Genomic DNA, 22,231 nt, shown 5'->3' on the forward strand with positions numbered 1-22,231 from the left:
TTACGCGATCCTGCCGTCACGGGGATCCGGGCGGCACGACGCTTCGAGAGGGGAAACGAGCATGAAGTCACTGTTGTCGACCGGCGTCGCCCTGGGCCTGATGCTTGCGGCCACGGCCGCCCGGGCCGAGATCAAGATCGGCGTCGTGGTCCCCGTCACCGGGCCGAACGCCGCCTTCGGCGCACAGATCAAGACCGGCGCGCAACAGGCCATCGCCGACATCAACAAGGCCGGCGGCGTCAACGGCGAGAAGCTCGTGATGACGGTGGGCGACGACGCCTCCGACCCGAAGCAGGGCGTCTCGGTCGCCAACAAGTTCGCCTCGGAGGGCGTGAAGGCCGTAGTCGGCGCCTTCAACTCCGGCGTCTCGATCCCGGTGTCCGACGTCCTGCAGGAAGCCGGCATCGTCGAGATCAGCCCCGCCTCGACGGCGATCAAGTACACCGAGCGCGGCAACTGGAACACCTTCCGCACCTGCGGCCGTGACGACCAGCAGGGCGGCGTGGCGGGCGCCTACCTCGCCGACAAGTTCAAGGGCAAGAAGATCGCCTTCGTGCACGACAAGACGCCTTACGGTCGCGGGCTCGCCGACGAGACCCTGAAGGCGCTGAAAGCCAAGGGCGGCACCAGCACGATCTTCGAGGGCATCAATCCGGGCGAGAAGGATTTTTCCTCCCTCGTGTCGAAGCTGAAGCAGGCGGGCGTCGACGTGGTCTATTTCGGCGGCGTCTACACGGAGGCCGGCCTGCTGATCCGCCAGATGCGCGACCAGGGCCTCAACGCCCCGCTCATGGGAGGCGACGGCATCGCCGACCGAGAGTTCGCGCAGGTGGCCGGTCCCGGCTCCGACGGCACCCTGATGACCTTCTCCCCCGACGCCCGCAAGAACCCCAAATCCAAGGCCACGGTGGACGCGTTCAAGGCCATCAACTTCGACCCGGAGGGCTACACCCTCTATTCCTACGCCGCCGTCCAGATCCTGAAACAAGCCATGGAGGCGGCCAAATCGTCCGACGGCCAGAAGGTCGCCGCCGTCCTCCACCAGGGCAAGCCCTTCGACACGGTGATCGGCGACATCTCCTACGACAAGAAGGGCGACATCACCCGGCCGGACTACGTCATGTACGTCTGGAAAAAGGGGGCCGACGGCGCCATCAACTACGCCGGCAACGAAGTCACCCAGTAGGACGGGTACGGCGCCGGTCCCGCGGGCCGGCGCCACCACAGGAGGCATCATGGGAACGCCGAGGGACCTCAAGGTCCAGATGGCGGCCGAGACCCGGGCGCGCGAGCGTGCGCAGGCCGTGGCCAAGCTGCAGGCGACGCGCGCCGACAAGGCCGAAGCCGCCCTGGCCCAGGCGCTCGCCGAGCGTGACGCCTGGCGGGAACGGGCCCTGGCCGCGTCGCCCTTGGATGAACGCCTAGACCCGCCGGTTCAGCCGGACTGATCCGTTCCGCGCTCCCATCGAAGCGGGGAGGGGATGATCCAGCCACAGCCCCGTATGACGGACGTACCGGAGCTGATCCCGCAAGAAATGGTGGTCGCGCGAGGGTCGATTGCCGCGAGGTTTGGCGCTGAAATCCCGTTTCGGCCGCGATCACGGCGGCTGGAACGCCAGTCTCGGCCCGAGAAAATGCACCGGAGACCGGTTTATCGATTTCTTGAGGGCTTCGATGTCTGGCAACCGACGCCAGCACGTGGCATGGTGCTCGAATGAGCGAAACAACCGTCAACACCCATCCCTACACTCTCGAAATCGTGCCGCCGAAGGCGGAGGGCGCGCCTTACCAGTGGGCCATTCGCAAGAACGGCAAGCTGGTACAGCGTTCCGACCGCAGCCTGCCGACCGAGGCGAAAGCCTACGGCAACGGCATGGAGCAGATCGAGAAGCTGCTCTCCGGAGCCGGAGACCGCTAAGCGGATCGTTCCATCGGTCCGAACCCTATCAGCGCCGCAGGTCCCCAGGGCCTGCGGCGTTTTTCATGGCGGTTGCCTGGATGGGGCAATCCGCCCCTCATCCCGAAGGCCCGCGCGACGATGCGCAAAGCCCGAACCGGGCGCCCGGAGCTGATCTGGCGAGGCGGGACAGAGATGCGCAGATCCGGCTCGGAAGCGTGCTTCGAACAAGCCGGTACAAGGTTGGATCGCGCGAGGGCAGGGCGGCGGACGCTGGTCCGCGGACTCGGCAGACGTGCCGGAGATCGGCCGCAACATCCCGAGGATCGGCCTGGGGCAACCTGCGAAAAAGACCAGGAGATTGGCTCCCCGAGCAGGACTCGAACCTGCGACAAAGCGATTAACAGTCGCTTGCTCTACCAACTGAGCTATCGGGGATCACCGCCGGATCTCTACACAGGCCAGCGCGGCCATGCAAGAGAGCGACCTGATCGCCTGAATGAAAAGCCGATGCCTTGATCATCCAGGACAACAACGCGGTTCCGTAGAACCACGATCTCGACCAATGCTATGAAGCACCGCACAAGATCGAAGGAAGAATTGGCTCCCCGAGCAGGACTCGAACCTGCGACAAAGCGATTAACAGTCGCTTGCTCTACCAACTGAGCTATCGGGGACCGCGATCGGGTCTCTACACAGGGCCGATCGTGGACGCAAGGCCCCCGGGGCCTGCGTTTGACAAATCCGTCGCATTTCCCCGCAAGCGGGGGCTGAAACCGTCAGGCCTGTGCGGCCCGGCAACTTCACACGCTTTGGCCGGCAAAACACCGTTGCCGATCGGCCCAAGCCTCTGCTAGAGACCCCTCACCCCGGACGGACCGCCCGGTCGGGGTCGCCGCCCCGCTCGTTCGGGGTAGAGCGGGAAGGCCTCGTGGCGGAGTGGTTACGCAGAGGACTGCAAATCCTTGCACCCCGGTTCGATTCCGGGCGAGGCCTCCAAATTCTTCCCCTTTCCCCAGGCTGTCGCCGCTGTCCCCGATATTCTTGCCCGGGGTCGGTGTTGCGTGCGCCCTGGCTCCGGCAACCTTGCGTTTTCGGCGCCCATCCCCGACAAACCGCCGACTTCAAGCGTCGCCGAACGGCCTCCGACAGGGAAGCGCCGCGCGGAACGCGGGAACACGCCGTCGAAGGAAGAGACCGCATCCATGCTCGATTACGCGCAGGCGCGCCGCCTCATGGTCGATTGTCAGCTGCGGACCTTCGACGTGAACAGCATCGCCGTCCTCGACGCGTTCGAGGACGTGGCCCGCGAGCGGTTCGTGCCGCCCGGGCGTGAGGATTTCGCCTATATCGACCAGACCCTGAGCCTCGACGGCGGCGGCGGCGACCGCCGTGCCATGCCGGCCCCGATGCTCCTCGCCCGGATGATTCAGGCCTTGGACCTCCATGCGGGAGACAAGGTTCTCGATGTCGGCACCGGCTACGGCTACGCGACCGCCATCCTGCGACAGCTCGGGGCCGAGGTCGTCGCCACGGAATCGTCCGCGGTCCTGGCGGCCGGCGCCCGCGAACGTCTGGCAGGCCTCTCGAATATCGCGGTTGTCGAAGCCCCCCTCGAGGCCGGCGCCCCGGCGCAGGCGCCCTATGACGGGATCCTCGTCAACGGCCGTGTCGAGATGCGTCCCCAGACCCTCCTCGAACAACTCAAGGAAGGCGGTCGCCTCGTGTGCGTTCTCGGCCCGGCCCGAGCCGCCAAGGCGACCCTGTTCGTTCGAACCGGCGACGCTTTCGGCGCACGCCCGCTGTTCGACGCGACACTTCCGGCCCTCGGCGCCTTCGCGACGGAGGGCGGCTTCGCCTTCTGAAAAGCAAGCCGCAAACATAAGTTAACGACAGTCGGGTGTCGCTTTTATGCGGCACCTTTTTTCATTCGACCCCCGGCCGCCTCCACCCCGGTGCCCGTCAAGCCGAGTTCAGCTAAACTCACCGTCGGGCGGGCAACCCGGATTGCGCACGTGCGCAGCGCCGCGAGACAGCGGCCGACCGGTTCATCGTAAAACCGCAAGGGCTGATGAACGTGACAGAACGGAAACCAGCGACGCGCCATGGGCTTCGATGCATCGGCATCGTCGCCTTGACGCTGGCCGTCGCGCATCAGGCCAGGGCCGAGACGCTCGAGAGCGCCCTGTCTCGCGCTTACGCGGCGAACCCGACCCTGAACTCGAACCGTGCCGCCCTTCGCGGCGTCGATGAGAACGTGGCTCAGGCCAAGTCCGGCTATCGCCCGACGGTGAGCGGGTCCGCCGATATCGGCGTCGCGCGGACCGAGGGAACCATCCAGGGCTTTCCCATCGACAACGTGACCCGGCCGGGCGGTGCATCGCTCACCGTCAACCAGACCCTGTTCAACGGCTTTCAGACGGACAACCAGACCCGCCGGGCGGAATCGAACGTGCTCAGCACGCGAGAGACCCTGCGCGCCGTCGAGATGAACACCCTGTTCAGCGCGGCGCAGGCCTATATGTTCGTGCTCAGCGACACGGCGAACCTCGAGTTGCGCCGCAACAACGTCGAGGTGCTGGAAGAGCAGCTGCGCCAGACCCGCGACCGCTTCAACGTCGGCGAGGTCACCCGCACCGACGTCGCCCAGGCCGAGGCGCGCCTCGCCGGCGCCCGCTCCGACGTGAGCGGCGCCGAGGCGACCCTGCGCGCCAGCATCGGGACCTATCGCCGTTTCATCGGCGTCGAGCCGCGCCAGCTCGCCCCCGGCCGCCCCCTCGACCGCTTCGTCCCGCCCAGCCTCGACGCGGCGGTGACGATCGGCCTGAAGGAGCATCCCCAGATCCTGGCGGCGATGCATGCGGTCGACGTGGCCGAGGCCAGCGTCAAGGTTCTGGAAGGCCAGCTCTACCCCACGGCGGGCATCTCGGGCACGGTCCAGCAGCGCTTCGACACGACGTTCCCCGGCGACCGCAGCCTCAACGCCCAGATCGTCGGCCGCATCTCCGTGCCCCTCTACGAAGGCGGCCTGACCTACTCGCAGATCCGTCAGGCCAAGGAGCTCGCGGGCCAACGCCGCATCGAGGTCGAGGACGTGCGCGACCAGATCCGCTCGGCCATCGTCACCGCTTGGGGCCGGCTCGAAGCCTCGAAGGCGCAGGTCATCGCCTCGCAGGCCCAGGTGCAGGCCAACGAGGTCGCCCTCAACGGCGTGCGCGAGGAAGCGCGCGTCGGCCAGCGCACCACCCTCGACGTGCTGAACGCACAGCAGGAGCTCCTGAACTCCCGCGTCAACCTCATCCTGGCCCAGCGTGACCGTGTCGTGAACTCCTACGGCGTGGTGCAGACCGTCGGCCGCCTCACCGTGCGCTTCACCGCGCTGCCCGTGACGGCCTACAGCCCCAAGGAACATTTCGACCAGGTCAAGGATCTCTGGTTCGGCGTGCGCACGCCGGACGGCCGTTAGGCCGGAGCCGGAGGGTCACTCTCCGGCCACACGGCGCGGGGCAATCGTGAAAGCGGCGCTTTTCCCGCCCCCCGCTTCACTGGGCCCTTGTGTCGGAATGGGAGCGTGAAATACTGGCCTGCATCGGGGTTCTTTACCTTGATGACGAGCTACTTTCCGTCTCCTTACAACCGAGCGTCTTTCGGATGAGTGCAGCAAGCCCCAAGATGCCGGACAAAGCTCCGGATCCCTCCATGGAGGAGATTCTTGCTTCGATCCGTCGCATTATCGCCGACGATCAGAGCACGAAGACCGAGGTCGCCGAGCCGGTGCATGCCACGCTCCCGCCCGCAGAAAACGATGATATTCTCGATCTTGCTGAGGTAGCCCAATCCGTGCGCAAACCTGCGCTTGCCCCCGTCGCGGAGCCCGAGATCGGCTTCACCAACGAAACCCTCGATTTTGACGCGATCGCGTTCGAGGACGACGAGCCGGAGCCCGAGCCGGAGCCCGTGGTCGTTCCGGAACCACCGCGTGTTGCGGCGGCGGCAGCGACCTTCGTCGCGCCGGAGCCCGCTGCACGCCTGACCTCGTCCGTGACCGATGCCAGCGTGGGCCAGGCCTTCAACATGCTCGCCAGCACGGTGCTGTCGAACAATGCCCGCACCCTCGAGGATCTCGTGCAGGACATGCTCCGGCCGATGCTGAAGGGCTGGCTCGACGAGCAGCTTCCCTCCCTCGTCGAGCGCCTCGTACGGGCCGAGATCGAGCGGGTCTCACGCGGTCGCTAAAGGCGCGAAAGGGGACGGACGATTCGCCGCTTCGTGTTGACGCGGTGGGCCCGACGGGTTGAAAGCGGGCCAACCCGCTGAACGTGCCTCACGAAACATCCGGTCCCGTCGATTCTCCCGCGAGAGCCGACCGGACCGGGATCGCGAGAACCACGCCCCCCGTCTCGCTCGAACTGGCCGACCCCGCCCATGATGGACAAGACCTTCGACCCCGCCGCCGTCGAGGCGCGCATCGCATCCGCCTGGGAGGCGGGCGACGCGTTCAAGGCCGGACGGCCCGACCGGGCGGATGCCCGGCCCTTCACCATCGTGATTCCGCCGCCGAACGTCACCGGCAGCCTTCACATGGGCCACGCCCTCAACAATACCCTTCAGGACATCCTGGCCCGGTTCGAGCGTATGCGCGGCCGCGACGTCCTGTGGCAGCCCGGTACGGATCACGCCGGCATCGCCACCCAGATGGTGGTGGAACGCCGCCTCGCCGAAGCCAAGGAGCCGGGCCGCCGCGAGATCGGCCGCGCCGCCTTCGTCGAGAAGGTCTGGGCCTGGAAGGCCGAATCGGGCGGGGCCATCGTCAATCAGCTTAAACGCCTGGGGGCCTCCTGCGATTGGTCGCGCGAGCGGTTCACCATGGGCCTCGACGGATCGCCCGACGACCAGATGGTCCGCGCCGTCACGAAGACCTTCGTGGATCTCCACGCCCAGGGGCTGATCTACCGCGACAAGCGCCTCGTGAACTGGGACCCGAAGTTCCAGACGGCGATCTCCGATCTCGAAGTGCTGCAAGTCGAGGTGAAGGGCCACCTCTGGCACTTCGACTATCCTGTCGTCGACGCCAGCGGTGCCGAGACTGGCGAGGTCATCACGGTCGCGACCACCCGCCCCGAAACCATGTTGGGTGACACGGCCGTGGCGGTCCACCCGGAGGACGCGCGCTACACCCACCTCGTCGGCCGCCACGTGCGCCTGCCGCTGGTCGGCCGCCTCATCCCCATCGTGGCCGACACCTATTCCGATCCGGAAAAGGGAACGGGTGCCGTCAAGATCACCCCGGCCCACGACTTCAACGATTTCGAGGTCGGGCGCCGCGCCGGTTGCATGCCCATCAACATCCTCGACGCCGAGGCCCGGATCAGCATCGCGGGCAACGCCGCGTTCCTGGCCGATGCGACTCCGGAGGCGGAGGCGATGGCGCTGCACGGCTTCGACCGATTCGCCGCGCGGAAGCAGGTCGTCGCCCTCATGGAGGCGCGCGAGCGTCTGCGGCTCGTCGAGGCCAACACCCACGCGGTGCCGCACGGCGACCGCTCGAACGTGGTGATCGAACCCTATCTCACCGACCAATGGTACGTGAACGTGAAGCCGCTCGCCGAGCGCGCCCTCCAGGCCGTGCGCGACGGCCAGACGAAATTCGTGCCCGACAATTACGAGAAGACCTTTTTCCAGTGGCTGGAGAACATCGAGCCCTGGTGCATCTCGCGCCAGCTCTGGTGGGGCCACCAGATCCCGGTCTGGTACGACGACGAAGGCGGATTCTTCGTGGCGCCGAGCGAGGCCGAGGCTCAGGTCCAAGCGGACGCGAAGCACGGTCGGCCCGTTCCCCTCCGCCGGGATGAGGACGTCCTCGACACCTGGTTCTCCTCCGCCTTGTGGCCGTTCTCGACGCTCGGCTGGCCCGACGCCACGCCCGAGCTCGCGCGCTACTACCCCACCGACACCCTGGTGACGGGCAAGGACATCATCTTCTTCTGGGTGGCCCGAATGATGATGCTCGGTCTCCACGTCACCGACCGGGTGCCGTTCTCGACGGTCTACCTCCACACCCTGGTGCGGGATGCGGCCGGCGCCAAAATGTCGAAGTCGAAGGGCAACGTCGTCGATCCGCTGGGCCTCATCGACCAGTACGGCGCCGATGCCCTACGCTTCACCCTGGCGGCCATGGCCGCGCAGGGCCGCGACATCAAACTCGCGGTGAACCGCGTCGAGGGCTACCGCAACTTCGCGACGAAGCTCTGGAACGCCTCGCGCTTCGCCGAGATTAACGGCTGCACCCTGCGGGCCGATTACCGTCCGGACGCCGCGCGCGATCCCCTCAATCGTTGGGCGCTCGGCGAGGCGGCGCGCGCCGTCGCCGAGGTCACGGCGGCTCTCGACGCTTACCGCTTCAACGACGCGGCGGCGGCGGCCTACCGCTTCGTCTGGAACATCTTCTGCGATTGGTACGTCGAGCTCGCCAAGCCCGTACTCCAGGGCGAGGACGTCGACGCGGCGTCGAAGGCTGAGACGCAAGGCACGGTCGCCTTCCTCATCGATCAGATCGCCAAGCTCCTGCACCCGTTCATGCCGTTCCTCACGGAGGAACTCTGGGCGATCAAGGGGGAGGGCGTGGCCGATCGCGGGCTCCTCGCCCTCGCGCCCTGGCCCGATCTCGGCGCCCTGAACGATGCCGAATCCGAGGCAGAAGTCGGTTGGCTCGTGGACCTCGTCTCGGAGATCCGCTCGGCCCGCTCGGAGACCAGCGTGCCGGCCGGCGCTCAGATCCCCCTCGTGGTGATCGGCGCCGACGATGCCCTGAAGGCCCGCGCCACACGCTGGACCGACACTCTCCTGCGTCTCGCCCGCCTGTCCGAGATCCGCTTCGAGGCGACGGCGCCGAAGAACGCCGTGCAGCTCCTCGTGCGCGGCTCCGTGGCGGCCCTGCCGCTGGAGGGCATCGTCGATCTCGGCGCCGAGGTCTCGCGCCTGAAGAAGGAGGCCGTCAAGGCGGCGGGCGAGATCGAGAAGATCGACGCCAAGCTCGCCAATGCCGACTTCATGGCCCGCGCCCCGGACGAGATCGTGGACGAGCAGCACGAACGCCGTGCGGCCCAGGCCGCCCGCCTCGAAAAGATCACCGAAGCCCTGACCCGCCTGACCGACGAGGCCGCGTGATCCTCCGCCGGCTGGGCTTCGCACTGGCCGGCCTGTTCGTGATCCTGGGGCTCGCCGTGACCCTCACGGCGCGCCCCGGTGACCCGGCGCTCTATCCTCCCGTCGGGGTCGACGCGCGCACGATCCACCTCGTCAATCACGGCTGGCATTCCGGCCTCGTGATCCCGCGCGATGTCCTCACGGGGGAGGGTGCCGGCCCGGCCCTGCGCGCCATCGCCCTGCGGTTCCGGGCCTATCCCGACCTCGAATTCGGCTGGGGCGAAGCCCGCTTTTATCGCACGACGCCGACGCTCGCCGAATTCAACCTGCGTCTGGCCCTCGAAGCCCTGTTCACCCCCGGCGGGCGGGCCGGCGTGGTGCAGGTGGTCGGCCTGGAGCGGCCCGTGCGGGAGAGCTTTCCGCATTCGGACCTCGTGACTGTGCGGATCTCGAGCGCCGGGCTGGCGCGCCTCCTCGCGCGCCTGGAGACGAGTTTTCGCCTGGTCGAGGGGCAACCCGTCACGGGTGGCCCCGGCCTCTACGGGCCAAGTCTGTTCTACGAGGGCGAGGGACGCTTCTCTTACGCCAATGTCTGCAACCACTGGGCGGCGCGGCTCCTCAACGCGGCAGGCGTGCCGGTGACGCTCCCCCTCGACACCCATCCGGCCGGCCTCCTACTCGACCTGCGCTGGCGGGCCGGACTGATCCCCGAAGGGCCTGCGCCGAACCTGTCCAAACCGTAATCCCGCCGCCACGGAGGGGTCACGCGGCGGGCCCTAAACCCTGCATCACGGCCCGCCGCTCGGCGACGCCCCCCGATCCGGAGACCTTGATGCCCGTCCAGACCAATCGCCTGCGCCGCAACGCCCTCGCCTCCGTCGCCGTGGCCGCCCTCGTGACGACGGGCGCCGCCGGGGTTCTCTCGCAGCCCGTGACCTCCGCCTACGCCCAGTCCCTCTCGAAGAACCCCATCGAGACTCCCGACCATCCGCCGGGCTCCTTCGCCACCGTCGTTGACAAGGTGAAGCCCGGCGTCGTTGCCGTGAAGGTGAAGCTCGACGACAGCGCGACCTCGGATGACGACGACGGTCCGGGTGGCCAGGGCCAGCAGAACGTGCCGCCGCAGCTGCGCGAGTTCTTCAAGCGCTTCGGCCAGGGCGGCCCCGGCGGTCCCGGCTTCGGTGGCCAGGGACCCAAGCGCCAGGGCCCGCGCGGCGCCATGGGCTCGGGCTTCATCATCTCGGCCGACGGGTACGTGGTGACCAACAACCACGTGGTCGACAAGGCCAAGAGCGTTCAGGTCACCCTCGACGACAACCGCACCCTCGACGCCAAGATCATCGGCAAGGACCCGAAGACCGATCTGGCGCTCCTGAAGATCACCGACGGCGGCACCTTCCCGTACGTCTCGCTCAGCAAGTCGGCGCCCCGCGTCGGTGACTGGGTGGTGGCCATCGGCAACCCGTTCGGCCTCGGCGGCACCGTCACCGCCGGTATCGTCTCGGCCCGTGGCCGTGACATCGGAGCCGGCCCCTACGACGACTTCCTGCAGATCGACGCGCCCATCAACAAGGGCAACTCCGGCGGTCCGACCTTCAACGTCGGTGGTGAAGTGGTGGGCGTGAACACCGCCATCGCCTCGCCGTCGGGCGGCAGTGTCGGCCTCGCCTTCGCCATTCCGGCCGAGACCGTTCAGGCCGTGGTCGATCAGCTCCGCGCGGACGGCAAGGTCGCCCGTGGCTATCTCGGCGTGCAGGTCCAGCCCGTGACGAAGGACATCGCCGACGGCCTCGGCCTCGACAAGGCCAAGGGGGCGCTGGTCGATCACGCCGAGCCCGGCACCCCGGCGGCCAAGGCCGGCCTCAAGTCCGGCGACGTGATCGAAACGGTGAACGGCAGCGCCATCAACGACGCCAGGGAGCTGTCCCGGAAGATCGCCGGTCTCAAGCCGGGCGCCAAGGTCGACCTCGCCTATCTCCGGAGCGGCAAGACCGACACCGCCACGGTGATCCTTGGCGCGCTTCCGAACGACCCGAAATCCTCGGGTGGCGATCGGAGCGGCCTGTCTTCGGACGGCCAGCCGCGCCTCGGCCTCAGCCTCGCCCCGGCCGCCGAAGTCGGTGCCGGAGAGGAAGGCGTGGCGGTGATGGATGTCGATCCCGACGGCCCGGCCGCGGCCAAGGGCATCGAGCAGGGCGACATCATCCTCGATGTCGCCGGGTCCAGCGTCTCCAAGCCCTCGGAGGTCGCCGAACGCATCCGGTCGGCCGAGTCGAGCGGCCGCAAGGCGGTGCTGATGCGCGTGAAGAGCTCCAAGGGCGTCACACGCTTCGTGGCCGTCGCCCTGAACAAGGCCGGCTGACCCTCAGCCTGATCGCTCTTCCGTCCGGGCATGCCCTGCCTGGACGGCGTCTTTCCTCTCCTCCTCACCTTGAAGCCGGCCCCTGTGGCCGGCTTTCCTTTGTTCGGGGCACGACAATGCCCGCCATGCAGGGAAGGGCGTCCTGAAACGCGGCGAAGGCAGGGTGACGCGGGCGATGCGAGCGGTCATTGTGCACCCCGTTTGATTGCCGCAGCCCAGCCATCCGGAACCCCATCATGACCACCATCGCCGATCGGAGCTCCACCGATCTCGCGGACCTGCACGCCCGCGCCCGCGTCGCCTACGAGGCCTTCAAGGCCCGGGGGCTCAAGCTCGACATGACCCGGGGCAAACCCTCGCCCGAGCAGCTCGACCTCGCCGCGGGCATGCTGGGTCTCGCCGGCAACGGCGACTACGTCACGCAGGCGGGCGAGGACGCGCGCAACTACGGCGGCCAGCAGGGCATCGCCGAGGTCCGGGCCCTGTTCACCCACCTCCTCGACGCGCCGGCCGACCAGATCGTGGTCGGCGACAATTCGAGCCTCGCGATGATGCACGACAGCATCGCCTGGGCCCTGCTCACGGGCGTGCCGGGCTCCGCCAAACCGTGGTCGAAGGAGAGCGACATCGCCTTCCTATGCCCGGTGCCGGGCTACGACCGCCACTTCGCCCTGTGCGAGGCCTACGGCATCCGCATGATCCCCGTGCCGATGACCGGGCAAGGCCCCGACATGGACGTGGTCGAAGCGGCGGTGGCCGATCCGGCCGTGCGCGGCATGTGGTGCGTGCCGAAATACTCGAATCCCTCGGGCGAGACCTATTCCGACGAGACCGTCCGGCGCCTTGCCGCCATGAAGGCGGCCGCCCCGGATTTCCGCCTGTTCTGGGACAACGCCTACGCTGTGCACCACCTCACGCCGGAGCGTGTCACTGTTGCCAACATCCTGACGCTCTGCGCCGAGGCCGGCAATCCGGACCGGGCCTTCGTCTTCGCCTCCACCTCGAAGATCACCCTGGCGGGCGCCGGCCTCGCCTTCTTCGCGGGCTCGCCCGACAACGTGCGCTGGTACCTCGCCCGTGCCTCGAAGCGCACCATCGGGCCGGACAAGCTCAACCAGCTCCGTCACGTCCGCTTCCTGCGCGACGGCGCGGGCCTCGATGCCCACATGGACGCGCACCGCGCCCTGTTGGCCCCGAAATTCGCCGCCGTAGAGGAGGCCCTGTCGCGCCATCTTGCCGGCACGGGCGCCGCCCGGTGGACGAAGCCGGAGGGCGGCTACTTCATCACCGTGGAAGCCCGCGACGGCACGGCGACGGAGGTGGTGCGCTTGGCCAAGGAAGCCGGCCTCGCCCTCACGCCGGCCGGGGCGACCTCGCCCTACGGTCGCGACCCGCGCGACAGCGTTCTGCGCCTCGCCCCGTCCTATCCGAGCCTGAAGGACGTCACCGCCGCCGCCGAGGGCATCGCCGTGTGCATCCTTCTTGCATCCGTCGAAGCCGAGCGCCGGACGCGCGAACGCAACGCCGCGTAATCCGTCCGACGCAAACCGGAAACCGGCGTGCCCCAGGGTGCGCTGGTCATCGGAGGGCGATCATGTCGGGTCGAATCACACTGGGAACCTTCGGTTTCGACGCCTTGTCGGCGCTTCTTCCGGACCCCGCCGGGGCCCGGACGTCCTGGGCCTCGGGCACCTACATCTACGCTAGCCCGTGCGCGATGGCGGAGGACGCGACGGAGCGGCGCGTCACCCTGCGGCGCTCGCCCCTCGGCGACTCCCTCGTGTACGAGGCCGCCACCCTTTCGGCGCCGGTCCGGGTCGAGGCCGTCACCGTCGATACGGCTACGAAGGGCGTCGCCTTCGCGGCGGAGGCCGACGGTCACCCGATCCGCTTCACCGGCACCCTCGCGGTCGATGCCCTCGCGGGCGTGCTGGAGGACGAGTCCGGCCCGCACCCCGTTCATCTGGCGCGCGTCCTGCGCCCGCACGGTGATGCGACCTGCCGGGCGGAGGCGCCCGGCGCCGCACGATAACGGCCATCGCGCGTTGCAGTCCGGCGGACACCTTATAAGAGTTCCGCCATGACCGTTCGCCTTCCCATCGTTTGCGCCCTCGCCCTGCCGATCCTCATCCCCCTTGGGCCGGCCCACGCGGCCGATGCCTGCGATGCCCTCACGGCCCGGATCATCCGCGCCACGGGTGCCTCGCTCGCCGGCCGCGCCGGACCGGGGGCGGTGTTCCGGGCAGCCGATGCCGAGCGGATGAGCCTCGCCTGCCGGGCGCCCCGCCGGATGGTGTTCGGGTCCCTGTCCCGCGAGCCGGAACGACGCTTCTTCAACCTCGTCGGACAGGCGGCGCAAGCGCTCACGGGCGCGAAGGCCAAGGCCGTAGAGACCCTCGCCCTGGCTCTGCACCAGGATTCCCTCCTGACGGGGACGCCCCGCCAAGAGCGCTTCAAACAAGCGATCCTGCGCTGCGAGACCGGACCACGCGACGACAGCCTCGCCGGATCCCTCACGGTGTGCATCGTGACCGCCGCCAGGTCTGCTTCCGCCAAGCCGACATCCAGGCCCCTGCGCCGCCGCGCCGGCCTTTTCGCGAACCGATTGGCGGGCTAGACCGCCTCCATGTCAGAGATCGCCCCCACTTCCGCAGGTCCCGTCGTTCAGGCGGGGGCCGTGGCCTTCGCCAACCATCTGCCCTTCGCGCTCATCGCGGGTCCATGCCAGCTCGAGAGCCGCGACCACGCCGTCGAGATCGCGGACGCGCTCAAGGCTATGACCGACCGCCTCGGCATCGGCCTCGTGTTCAAGGCGTCGTTCGATAAGGCCAACCGCACCTCGGGCGCCACGGCGCGCGGCCTCGGCCTCGAGAGTGCCCTGCCGATCTTCGCCGAGATCAAGGAGCGGTTCGGCCTCCCCGTCCTCACGGACGTGCACGAGGCCGGGCAATGCGCCGTCGCGGCGGAGGTGATCGACGTGTTGCAGATCCCGGCCTTCCTGTGCCGGCAGACCGACCTGCTGCTCGCCGCCGCCGCCACGGGCCGTGTGGTCAACGTGAAGAAGGGCCAGTTCCTCGCCCCCTGGGACATGGCCCACGTCGCCGCCAAGGTCACGGGCGCCGGCAACCCCAACGTACTCGTGACCGAACGCGGCGCCTCGTTCGGCTACAACACCCTCGTCTCCGACATGCGTAGCCTGCCGATCATGGCGCGGGTGACCCATGGCGCTCCGGTGGTGTTCGATGCCACCCATTCGGTGCAGCAGCCGGGCGGGCAGGGCGCCACCTCGGGCGGACAGCGCGAGTTCGTGGCCGTGCTCGCCCGTGCGGCCGTGGCCGTGGGGGTGGCGGGCCTCTTCATCGAGACCCATCCCGACCCCGATCACGCCCCCTCGGACGGCCCCAACATGGTGGCCCTGAAGGATATGCCCGCTCTCCTCGCGACGCTGCAAGCCTTCGATCGGCTCGCAAAGGCAGCGTGATCGTCACCAGCCGGCCGATCGGAAGATTTAGCCCCGGGGCGGCGGCAGGAACCTTCGGCATCCTTTCGTGTTGTTCTCTTCAAGAGATGCAACTTTTCGAGGAGCCACATGCGTAAGCTTGCAATGATCACGGCCGTGACGCTTTCCCTTGGCGGCTTGGCGGCGGCGACTGCCGCCGAAGCCCGTCCCGGCCACGGTCACGGATACGGTCGTGGCGGCTATGCCCATGGTGGTTACGGTCATCGCGGTTATGCCTATCGCGGCGGCGGCCGTCGCGGCATTGGAACCGGCGCAGCGGTCGGCCTCGGGATCGCGGGTCTCGCGGCCGGCGCCATCGCGGCGGGCGCCGCGCGAGACTCCTACTACCGCGGTGGCTATGACCGTCCGGCCTACGGCTACGGTGCCCCGGCCTATGGGTATGGCTACTGATAGACCATTCAGATCGAGAAATAGAGAAAGGGGCGTCCCTCGCGGGACGCCCCTTTTTCCATGCCCGGCGTCAAAACTGGAGCTTTCGCTCAACGCGCCCGATAGGGCGGCACGCCCTGCTCGGGCAGCCAGACCGACTTTAACGGTTCGCCCGTCTGCCAGAACACGTCGATCGGAATGCCGCCGCGTGGGTACCAGTATCCGCCGATGCGCAGGTAGCGCGGCGCGAGAAGCTCGGTCAGCGTCAAGCCGATGCCGACGGTGCAATCCTCGTGGAACGCGCCGTGGTTGCGGAACGCCGTGAGGTAGAGCTTGAGCGATTTCGATTCCACGAGCCACTGGTCCGGCACGTAGTCGATGACCAGAATCGCGAAATCCGGCTGGCCCGTGACCGGGCAGAGCGAGGTGAATTCCGGCACCGTGAAGCGGGCGAGGTAATCCGTGCCAGGATGCGGGTTCGGCACCCGGTCGAGGCGGGCTTCCTCGGGGGAAGCGGGCAGGGGCGTGGTCTGCCCGAGTTGCAGCGTTTCGGGGTTCAGGGGGCTGTGCGTCATGCACCCGCTATAGCGCGCGATCCTCCGGGCTGCATCCGCCCGTTCGTCGCTGGGGAGCGGCGCGACACCGGAAGCGCAAGATTTTCTTGACAACCTGCCCAACATTCTTCGGGACCGATCCGGCAATCCGGGTCGAGGGACGCTTGCCCGATGCGCGGCGTTGACGGATAAGCCTGGGCAGAATCGCGATCTCCTCGCTTGCCCCGATCGTCCGGGCACGAGGGGCCGGCCCGCAGACGGGTCCGCCACCGGTCGCATGTCCGAAGAAGGCTCCTGCATGACCGCGATCACCAACATCGCCGCCCGCGAGATCCTCGACAGCCGGGGCAACCCGACCATCGAGGTCGATGTGCTGCTCGAGGACGGCTCCTTCGGCCGCGCCGCCGTTCCCTCGGGCGCCTCCACCGGTGCTCACGAGGCGGTGGAGCTGCGCGACGGCGACAAGGGCCGGTTCGGCGGCAAGGGCGTGCGCAAGGCGGTCAACGCCGTGCAGTCCGACATCCTCGACGCCATCGGGGGCATGGATGCGGAAGATCAGATCGCCATCGACGAGGCGATGATCGAGCTCGACGGCACCCCGAACAAGGCGCGGCTGGGCGCCAATGCGATCCTGGGCGTCTCCCTGGCCGTGGCCAAGGCCGCCGCCGAGACCGCCGGCCTGCCGCTCTACCGCTACATCGGCGGCACGCAGGGCCGGGTCCTGCCCGTGCCGATGATGAACATCATCAATGGCGGCGCGCATGCCGACAACCCCATCGATTTCCAGGAATTCATGATCATGCCGGTGGGGGCGTCGTCCCTCGCCGAGGCCGTGCGCATGGGCGCCGAGGTGTTCCACACCCTGAAGGGGGCCCTCAAGAAGGCCGGCCATAACACCAATGTCGGCGACGAGGGCGGTTTCGCCCCGAATCTCCCCTCGGCCGAGGCCGCCCTCGACTTCGTCATGCAGTCGATCCAGGCTGCCGGCTTCAAGCCCGGCACCGATATGGTCCTGGCCCTCGACTGCGCCGCCACGGAGTTCTTCAAGGACGGCGCCTACCATTACGAGGGTGAGGGCCAGACCCGGGACATCGAGGCCCAGGTGAGCTATCTCGCCAAGCTCGTCGACAGCTACCCGATCCTTTCCATTGAGGACGGCATGTCGGAGGATGACTGGGCCGGCTGGAAGCTCCTAACGGACCGGGTCGGCGACCGCTGCCAGCTCGTTGGCGACGACCTGTTCGTCACCAACGTCACGCGCCTGTCGCGCGGCATCAGCGAGGGCACGGCGAATTCGATCCTCGTGAAGGTGAACCAGATCGGCTCTCTCACCGAGACGCTCGCCGCCGTCGATATGGCCCAGCGCGCCGGCTACACGGCGGTGATGTCCCACCGCTCCGGCGAGACCGAGGATTCCACCATCGCGGATCTGGCCGTCGCGACGAATTGCGGGCAGATCAAGACCGGATCGCTGGCCCGCTCCGACAGATTGGCCAAGTACAACCAGCTCATCCGCATCGAGGAGGGCCTGGGCTCGCAGGCCCGCTACGCCGGCCGTGAGGCGCTGAAGATCCGCTCGGCTTACTGAGCCTCGCTCCCCTGAGGATCGGACGGCCGCGACGGGTGTCGCGGCCGTTTTTCGTTTGCGGCGCCCTATATCTCGGCGATGGATACGACGCCCACCGCCCCACTGACCGTCTACTACGATGGCGCCTGCCCCCTCTGTGCGGCCGAGATCCGCACCTATCGCCGGAACCGGGGCGCCGATGCCCTCGCCTGGGTGGATGTGAGCCAGGATGGCCCGGCCGATCTCGGCGGCCTCTCGCGCGCCGATGCCCGGGCGCGTTTCCATGTGCGCGACCGGGCGGGACGCCTCGCCTCGGGCGCCGCCGGTTTCTTCACCCTGTGGTCGCACCTGCCCGGATGGCGCCGCCTCGCGTGGATCCGGCATGTCCCGGGCGTGCCGTGGCTCGCCGAGGGCGCCTATCGCCTGTTCCTGCCCTTGCGGCCCTGGATCGCCCGCCGCCTCGGCGGTCGGAGGGCCTGCGACGACGCCTGCGGCCCGGGGCCACGCTGATCCGCATGCGCAATCCCTTGAGGCCCTTGTGGCTGCGCCCCCGCCTCCTCGGCTCGCTCCTCCTCGTCGGCATCATCGCCGCCGTGGTCCCGGTCCAGGGAGTCACCGTCCGGCTCCTCGTCGGCTGGTGCCTCGGCGTCGTGGTCTATACCGGCCTCATCACGTGGCAGGCGACGCGGCAGGACGAATCGACCCTGCGCCGGGAGGCCTCGCGCCTCGACGACAGCGCCTTCGCCGTCTCCGTCTTCGCGATCCTGGCGGCGGCGGCGAGCTTCGGCGCCGTGGCGATGCTGGTGCTCGGCCAGCACGAGAACGAAGGCCCCCGCCTCGCCCATCTGGGGCTTGCCGCCGCCACGATGCTGTGCGCGTGGACGTTCGTTCAGGTGGTCTTCACGGTGCATTACGCCCACCTCTATTACGGCTCGACGGAGGAGGGCGGTCCACGCGGCGGCCTTGACTTCAACGGCGACACCAATCCGGATTTCTGGGATTTCCTGTACTTCTCCGTGACCCTCGGGGCGACCTCCCAGACCTCCGACACGGCCATCACCAGCAAGCGCATGCGCCGCGTCGTGACGGTGCAGACCCTCTACGCCTACCTGTTCAACACCAGCGTCCTCGCGCTCGCCATCAACATGGCGGCGGGCGTCGCCCAGCATTGAGAGTGCCTCACAAAGCTCCCGATCATCGCCGGTTCTCACTCTAGGTGCTGCGGCGCAGCGGGCGTTTTGTAAGAGACACTGCGTCTCGTGTCGCCCCCCCGCCGCTCGGGCGGTGCGCTGCGGGGTGGCAGGCCGGGAGGCGGCTTGATATGGACGGTCCGGGCTTAAGGAAGGGGCTCGGGTGGGAGGGAACACATGCACACCGACGCGGTCCAGGCACGGCTGACCGCTCTCTTTCGCGACGTGTTCGGCGACCCCGCTCTGGTCATCCATCCCGACACCACGGCGAACGACGTCGAGGGCTGGGATTCGGGGCGGATGATCGAGCTCATCGTCGCGGCGGAATCCGAGTTCGGCATCCGCTTCACCACCCGCGAGGTGGACGGCATGGCCCGGGTGGCTGATTTCATCGCCATCATCGCGCGCAAGACGGCGGATCGGTCCTGAGACTTCCCCTCGCTTGGCTGCCCGAACCGAAGACCTGGGCGGACGCGGCGGTCGGTGACCTGTCCTGGGACGGGCTCAAGGCCCTCGCCAACACCCGTCTCGACCCCGCTCGCACCAACGCCCTCGACCGCATGCTGCGGAAGGCCTGTCCCGAAGGACCGCCGCCGGACCTCGCGACGCGACCGGTGAGTCTGGCCATCCTGTCTTCCTCCACGGTCTCGCATCTCCTGCCGGCCATTCGCGTCGGCGGCCTGCGGCGCGGCCTCTGGATCGAGACCTACGAGGCGCCGTTCGGCGCCTACGCGCAGGATCTGGCCGACCCCGCTTCCGGGCTGCACGCGTTCCGGCCCGATGCGGTGCTGTTCGCCCACGACACCCCGCACGTCACCGCCGGGCTTAGCCCCGGCGCCGGCCCGGAGGAGGCGGCCGAGGCCCGCGCCCAAGCTCTTGCCCGCCTGCGCGCGGGATGGCGAAGCGCCCGGGACGGCTTCCGGTGCCCGGTGATCCAGCAGACTCTGTTGCCGGTGGCGCTCCCCCTGCTGGGCTGCAACGAACACAGATTGCCGGGTTCGCGCCACCATGCCGTGCCGCTCCTCAACGGGGCGATCCGCGCGGCGGCCGAGGAGGACGGGGTCGACATCCTGGCCCTCGACGAGGCGGTGACCGCCCACGGTTTGTCGGCCTGGCACGATCCCGTCTGGTGGCTGCGGGCCAAGCAGGCGGTGGCCCCCTCCGCCGCGCCCCTCTACGGCGACCTCGTCGCCCGCCTCCTCGCGGCCGGGCAGGGCTTGTCGAAGAAGTGTCTCGTGCTCGACCTCGACAACACCCTGTGGGGTGGGGTGGTGGGGGATGACGGCACCGCCGGGATCGTGCTGGGCCAGGGCAGCGCCGAGGGCGAGGCCTATCTCGTCCTCCAGGCCTATGCCCGGGATCTGGCCGCGCGCGGCATCGTCCTCGCCGTCGTCTCCAAGAACGACATGGCCAACGCCCTCGACGTGTTCGACAACCACCCCGAGATGCTCCTGCGCCGGGGCGACATCGCGGTGTTCCTCGCGAACTGGGACGACAAGGCGACGAACCTGCGCCGGGTCGCCGAGACCCTGAACATCGGCCTCGACACCCTCGTCTTCGTCGACGACAATCCGTTCGAGCGCGCGTGGGTCCAGGCCGAACTCCCCATGGTGGCGGTGCCGGAACTGCCGGAGGATCCGGCCCTCTATGCGGCCCGCATCGCCGAGGCCGGCTACTTCGAGGCCCTGAACCTCACGCAAGAGGACCGGGCGCGCGGCGCCCACTACGCCGCCAATGCGGCGCGGGCGGCGGCCGTATCGGAAACGGGCGATCTTCGCGCCTACCTCGCCGGCCTCGAGATGCGCCTGATCTGGCGCCGGTTCGACACCGTCGGACTGCCACGCATCGTGCAATTGATCAACAAGACCAATCAGTTCAACCTCACCACACGGCGCACCACCGAGGACGAGGTCCGAGCCCTTCTTACCGACCCGCACGCCATCGCCCTGCAGTTCCGCCTCGTCGATCGGCTCGGCGACAACGGCATGATCGGGGTGGTGGTGGCGCGAGAAACCGAGCCCGGTACCTATGCCATCGAGACCTGGCTCATGAGTTGCCGGGTGCTAGGCCGGGGTGTCGAGACGGCCATTCTCGCGGTCCTTGCCGAGGCGGCGGCCGGGGCAGGGGCCGACCACCTCGTCGGCCGCTACCGGCCGACCCCGAAGAACGCAATGGTGCGGGGCCATTACGCGGGGCTCGGGTTCACGCCCGTCGCGACGGAGGCGGACGGAAGCGAAACCTTTCGTCTCTCGCTCGACGCTTACAGGCCGGGGCCGAGTCCCATCGTCATCGCCCAGGGTTGAGGCGCGGGGCCGGGGAGCGCGGCGGCCTCCAGGCGCCGACCGGCCGACCAGAACTGATCTCCCTCTGGGGCTTCGACCACAAGCCCCATCATGAGATCGCGGTAGGAGGCGGGAAGCCGGGCTGCGACCCAGACCCGCTGCCAGCATTCCCGACGCCCGAGATCGGCATCGCGCCAGCCAAGGCGAAAGTGCCCGATGGCCGCGCCGACGCGGGTGCCGCGAAACTCGGACGGGATCCACACCCAGGCCGAGAACACGTGGACGGCGTTCGCATCGAGCCGATCCGTGCGCTGACGCGCCCCGAAGACGCAGACCCCGTTCTCGGGCGCGCCGACCCTGTGTGCCACCGCCCGCCCCGAACGCCGGGCCAGAAGATTCGGCAGAGGACGTCTGGGGGCCGGGACGCCCTGCCGACGAACGAGGCGATCCGCCTCCCTCAAGAGATCGACCCAGGATTCGAGGTCGATGGCATAAGCCGTCTCGTAGGGGGCAAAGCGCCGGACACGGCCCTCAAGCATTCCGTTCCGCCAGAGTGCGGGAGCCGCACCGTCCTCGGCGTCGGACGCGCAGACCCGCAGCAGCGTCGCCGGCCCGTGGCGACGGATCGCCCGGGCGAGCGCTTCGGCCTGCGGTACGGAATCACCCTTGCGGACGAAGACCTTGGCGCCCTCCGCGAGATCTTCGAGCAACCGTCGCTTGAGGTAGGCGATCTTGCCGACCTCGCGGCGATGGATCGAGGCCGGCGCCGTCGTCTGCGCGAAGTCGGACGTGTTGTAGGCAAACCCATAGCGACGGCTGCGCACGTAGAGGCGCCCGGTGCTCGCCTCCAGAATCTCGGTGTCGTCCGTGCTTCCGTAATGCCGGAAGGCCGTGTCGAGGGCATCGATCAGCGCCTCGGACGTGACGGATGAGAAACGAAACAGTCCAAGGGGCTCGGCGCCGCAATAGCGCTGAACCAGCCCGAACTCGCAATTGTCGCCGAGGCTCTCGAAGGATGTGGCGAGCTCGGCGAGCGAGAGATCCGGGGGAGGGGGCAACCGCCACCAGGGCAGACGAAACCTCATGGACGTCTCGAGGGCAGCGGGCACGCGATGTCTCGGTGCATCATTCCACCACGCATAGCTTGCCGACTCAGGCGATCTCAAGCGCCACTGAAGACCTCAGCTCGGAGGAAGACCACCGCCAGCGTCACGTGGGAAGCTCCGTGGGGGCCTGCGACAGCCTCGTCGCGGAAATTTCGTGTTTCCGTCATTTGGCCGTTGACGGGCCGTGTTGGGGTCCGTATACCCCACTCATCGGCGGCGGCCAGCGGGTCTTACGGGA

At 68.4% G+C, this 22,231-nt stretch carries 21 protein-coding genes and 3 tRNA genes; 20 read left to right on the forward strand and 4 right to left on the reverse strand.

From position 1 onward, the window contains the following. The first annotated feature begins 61 nt into the window (after positions 1-61). The 3 genes from MFF01_RS18655 (at position 62) to MFF01_RS18665 (ending at position 1,918) form a co-directional block, all read left to right on the forward strand. Entirely contained in the window at positions 62-1,186 is a 1,125-nt protein-coding gene (locus MFF01_RS18655; RefSeq protein WP_238227672.1) for a branched-chain amino acid ABC transporter substrate-binding protein, read from the forward strand. A gap of 49 nt (positions 1,187-1,235) precedes the next feature. Next, positions 1,236-1,448: a hypothetical protein gene (locus tag MFF01_RS18660; RefSeq protein ID WP_238227673.1), complete on the forward strand. Its 213-nt coding sequence runs from the start codon at positions 1,236-1,238 to the stop codon at positions 1,446-1,448. Between the two features lie 266 nt (positions 1,449-1,714). Further along, positions 1,715-1,918 carry a hypothetical protein gene (locus MFF01_RS18665; RefSeq protein WP_238227674.1) on the forward strand — a complete coding sequence of 68 codons (204 nt, stop codon included), beginning with the start codon at positions 1,715-1,717 and terminating at the stop codon, positions 1,916-1,918. A 341-nt stretch (positions 1,919-2,259) separates the two neighbouring features. Here the strand turns inward: MFF01_RS18665 and MFF01_RS18670 are convergent. Beyond that, positions 2,260-2,335, reverse strand: a tRNA-Asn gene (locus MFF01_RS18670). Between the two features lie 163 nt (positions 2,336-2,498). After that, a tRNA-Asn gene (locus MFF01_RS18675) sits at positions 2,499-2,574 on the reverse strand. A 248-nt stretch (positions 2,575-2,822) separates the two neighbouring features. Between MFF01_RS18675 and MFF01_RS18680 the strand changes: the two genes are divergently transcribed. The 12 genes from MFF01_RS18680 (at position 2,823) to MFF01_RS18735 (ending at position 15,315) form a co-directional block, all read left to right on the forward strand. Further along, positions 2,823-2,896: transfer RNA gene (locus MFF01_RS18680), tRNA-Cys, on the forward strand. A 206-nt stretch (positions 2,897-3,102) separates the two neighbouring features. After that, the gene (locus MFF01_RS18685) at positions 3,103-3,762 is read left to right on the forward strand and encodes a protein-L-isoaspartate O-methyltransferase family protein (protein WP_238227675.1); all 660 of its coding nucleotides are present in this window, start codon (positions 3,103-3,105) and stop codon (positions 3,760-3,762) included. A gap of 206 nt (positions 3,763-3,968) precedes the next feature. After that, complete coding sequence (locus MFF01_RS18690) at positions 3,969-5,363, forward strand: TolC family outer membrane protein (RefSeq protein ID WP_238227676.1); 1,395 nt, start codon at positions 3,969-3,971, stop codon at positions 5,361-5,363. Positions 5,364-5,548: 185 nt separating this feature from the next. After that, positions 5,549-6,133: a PopZ family protein gene (locus MFF01_RS18695; protein ID WP_283207211.1), complete on the forward strand. Its 585-nt coding sequence runs from the start codon at positions 5,549-5,551 to the stop codon at positions 6,131-6,133. Positions 6,134-6,322: 189 nt separating this feature from the next. After that, positions 6,323-9,064, forward strand: coding sequence for a valine--tRNA ligase (locus MFF01_RS18700; protein ID WP_238227677.1), 2,742 nt, complete (start codon positions 6,323-6,325; stop codon positions 9,062-9,064). Further along, on the forward strand, positions 9,061-9,786 hold the full coding sequence (locus MFF01_RS18705; RefSeq protein WP_238227678.1) for a DUF2459 domain-containing protein: 726 nt from the start codon (positions 9,061-9,063) through the stop codon (positions 9,784-9,786). The genes MFF01_RS18700 and MFF01_RS18705 overlap by 4 nt, the downstream gene beginning before the upstream one ends. Positions 9,787-9,875: 89 nt before the next feature. Further along, on the forward strand, positions 9,876-11,405 hold the full coding sequence (locus tag MFF01_RS18710; RefSeq protein ID WP_238227680.1) for a Do family serine endopeptidase: 1,530 nt from the start codon (positions 9,876-9,878) through the stop codon (positions 11,403-11,405). A 236-nt stretch (positions 11,406-11,641) separates the two neighbouring features. Then, entirely contained in the window at positions 11,642-12,937 is a 1,296-nt protein-coding gene (locus MFF01_RS18715) for an aspartate aminotransferase type Ic (protein ID WP_238227682.1), read from the forward strand. Positions 12,938-12,999: 62 nt separating this feature from the next. Continuing rightward, the gene (locus tag MFF01_RS18720; RefSeq protein WP_238227684.1) at positions 13,000-13,437 is read left to right on the forward strand and encodes a hypothetical protein; all 438 of its coding nucleotides are present in this window, start codon (positions 13,000-13,002) and stop codon (positions 13,435-13,437) included. Between the two features lie 48 nt (positions 13,438-13,485). After that, positions 13,486-14,022, forward strand: coding sequence for a hypothetical protein (locus tag MFF01_RS18725; RefSeq protein WP_238227686.1), 537 nt, complete (start codon positions 13,486-13,488; stop codon positions 14,020-14,022). A 9-nt stretch (positions 14,023-14,031) separates the two neighbouring features. Further along, the gene (gene kdsA, locus MFF01_RS18730) at positions 14,032-14,886 is read left to right on the forward strand and encodes a 3-deoxy-8-phosphooctulonate synthase (RefSeq protein WP_238227687.1); all 855 of its coding nucleotides are present in this window, start codon (positions 14,032-14,034) and stop codon (positions 14,884-14,886) included. A 108-nt stretch (positions 14,887-14,994) separates the two neighbouring features. Next, positions 14,995-15,315, forward strand: coding sequence for a hypothetical protein (locus MFF01_RS18735; protein WP_238227688.1), 321 nt, complete (start codon positions 14,995-14,997; stop codon positions 15,313-15,315). Positions 15,316-15,404: 89 nt separating this feature from the next. Here the strand turns inward: MFF01_RS18735 and queF are convergent, their stop codons facing one another. Next, positions 15,405-15,869 carry a preQ(1) synthase gene (gene queF / locus MFF01_RS18740; protein ID WP_238227689.1) on the reverse strand — a complete coding sequence of 155 codons (465 nt, stop codon included), beginning with the start codon at positions 15,867-15,869 and terminating at the stop codon, positions 15,405-15,407. Positions 15,870-16,146: 277 nt separating this feature from the next. Between queF and eno the strand changes: the two genes are divergently transcribed. The 5 genes from eno to MFF01_RS18765 all read left to right on the forward strand — a co-directional run bounded on the left by eno (position 16,147) and on the right by MFF01_RS18765 (position 20,908). Further along, positions 16,147-17,436: a phosphopyruvate hydratase gene (gene eno / locus MFF01_RS18745; RefSeq protein WP_238227690.1), complete on the forward strand. Its 1,290-nt coding sequence runs from the start codon at positions 16,147-16,149 to the stop codon at positions 17,434-17,436. A gap of 78 nt (positions 17,437-17,514) precedes the next feature. Next, positions 17,515-17,925 carry a thiol-disulfide oxidoreductase DCC family protein gene (locus tag MFF01_RS18750; RefSeq protein WP_238227691.1) on the forward strand — a complete coding sequence of 137 codons (411 nt, stop codon included), beginning with the start codon at positions 17,515-17,517 and terminating at the stop codon, positions 17,923-17,925. A 5-nt stretch (positions 17,926-17,930) separates the two neighbouring features. Beyond that, positions 17,931-18,587, forward strand: coding sequence for a DUF1345 domain-containing protein (locus MFF01_RS18755; protein ID WP_238227693.1), 657 nt, complete (start codon positions 17,931-17,933; stop codon positions 18,585-18,587). Positions 18,588-18,782: 195 nt separating this feature from the next. Next, the gene (locus MFF01_RS18760) at positions 18,783-19,034 is read left to right on the forward strand and encodes an acyl carrier protein (RefSeq protein WP_238227694.1); all 252 of its coding nucleotides are present in this window, start codon (positions 18,783-18,785) and stop codon (positions 19,032-19,034) included. A gap of 185 nt (positions 19,035-19,219) precedes the next feature. Beyond that, a complete protein-coding gene (locus MFF01_RS18765) occupies positions 19,220-20,908 on the forward strand; it encodes an HAD-IIIC family phosphatase (RefSeq protein ID WP_238227695.1) in 1,689 nt (562 codons plus the stop codon). Here MFF01_RS18765 and MFF01_RS18770 read toward each other — a convergent pair. Next, positions 20,866-21,972 (reverse strand): hypothetical protein, encoded by a 1,107-nt coding sequence (locus MFF01_RS18770; protein WP_238227696.1) that lies wholly within the window; start codon positions 21,970-21,972, stop codon positions 20,866-20,868. The two genes, MFF01_RS18765 and MFF01_RS18770, sit on opposite strands and share 43 nt — an antisense overlap. Between the last annotated feature and the right edge of the window lie 259 nt (positions 21,973-22,231).

Source organism: Methylobacterium adhaesivum (assembly GCF_022179065.1).
Taxonomy (GTDB): Bacteria; Pseudomonadota; Alphaproteobacteria; order Rhizobiales; family Beijerinckiaceae; genus Methylobacterium; species Methylobacterium adhaesivum.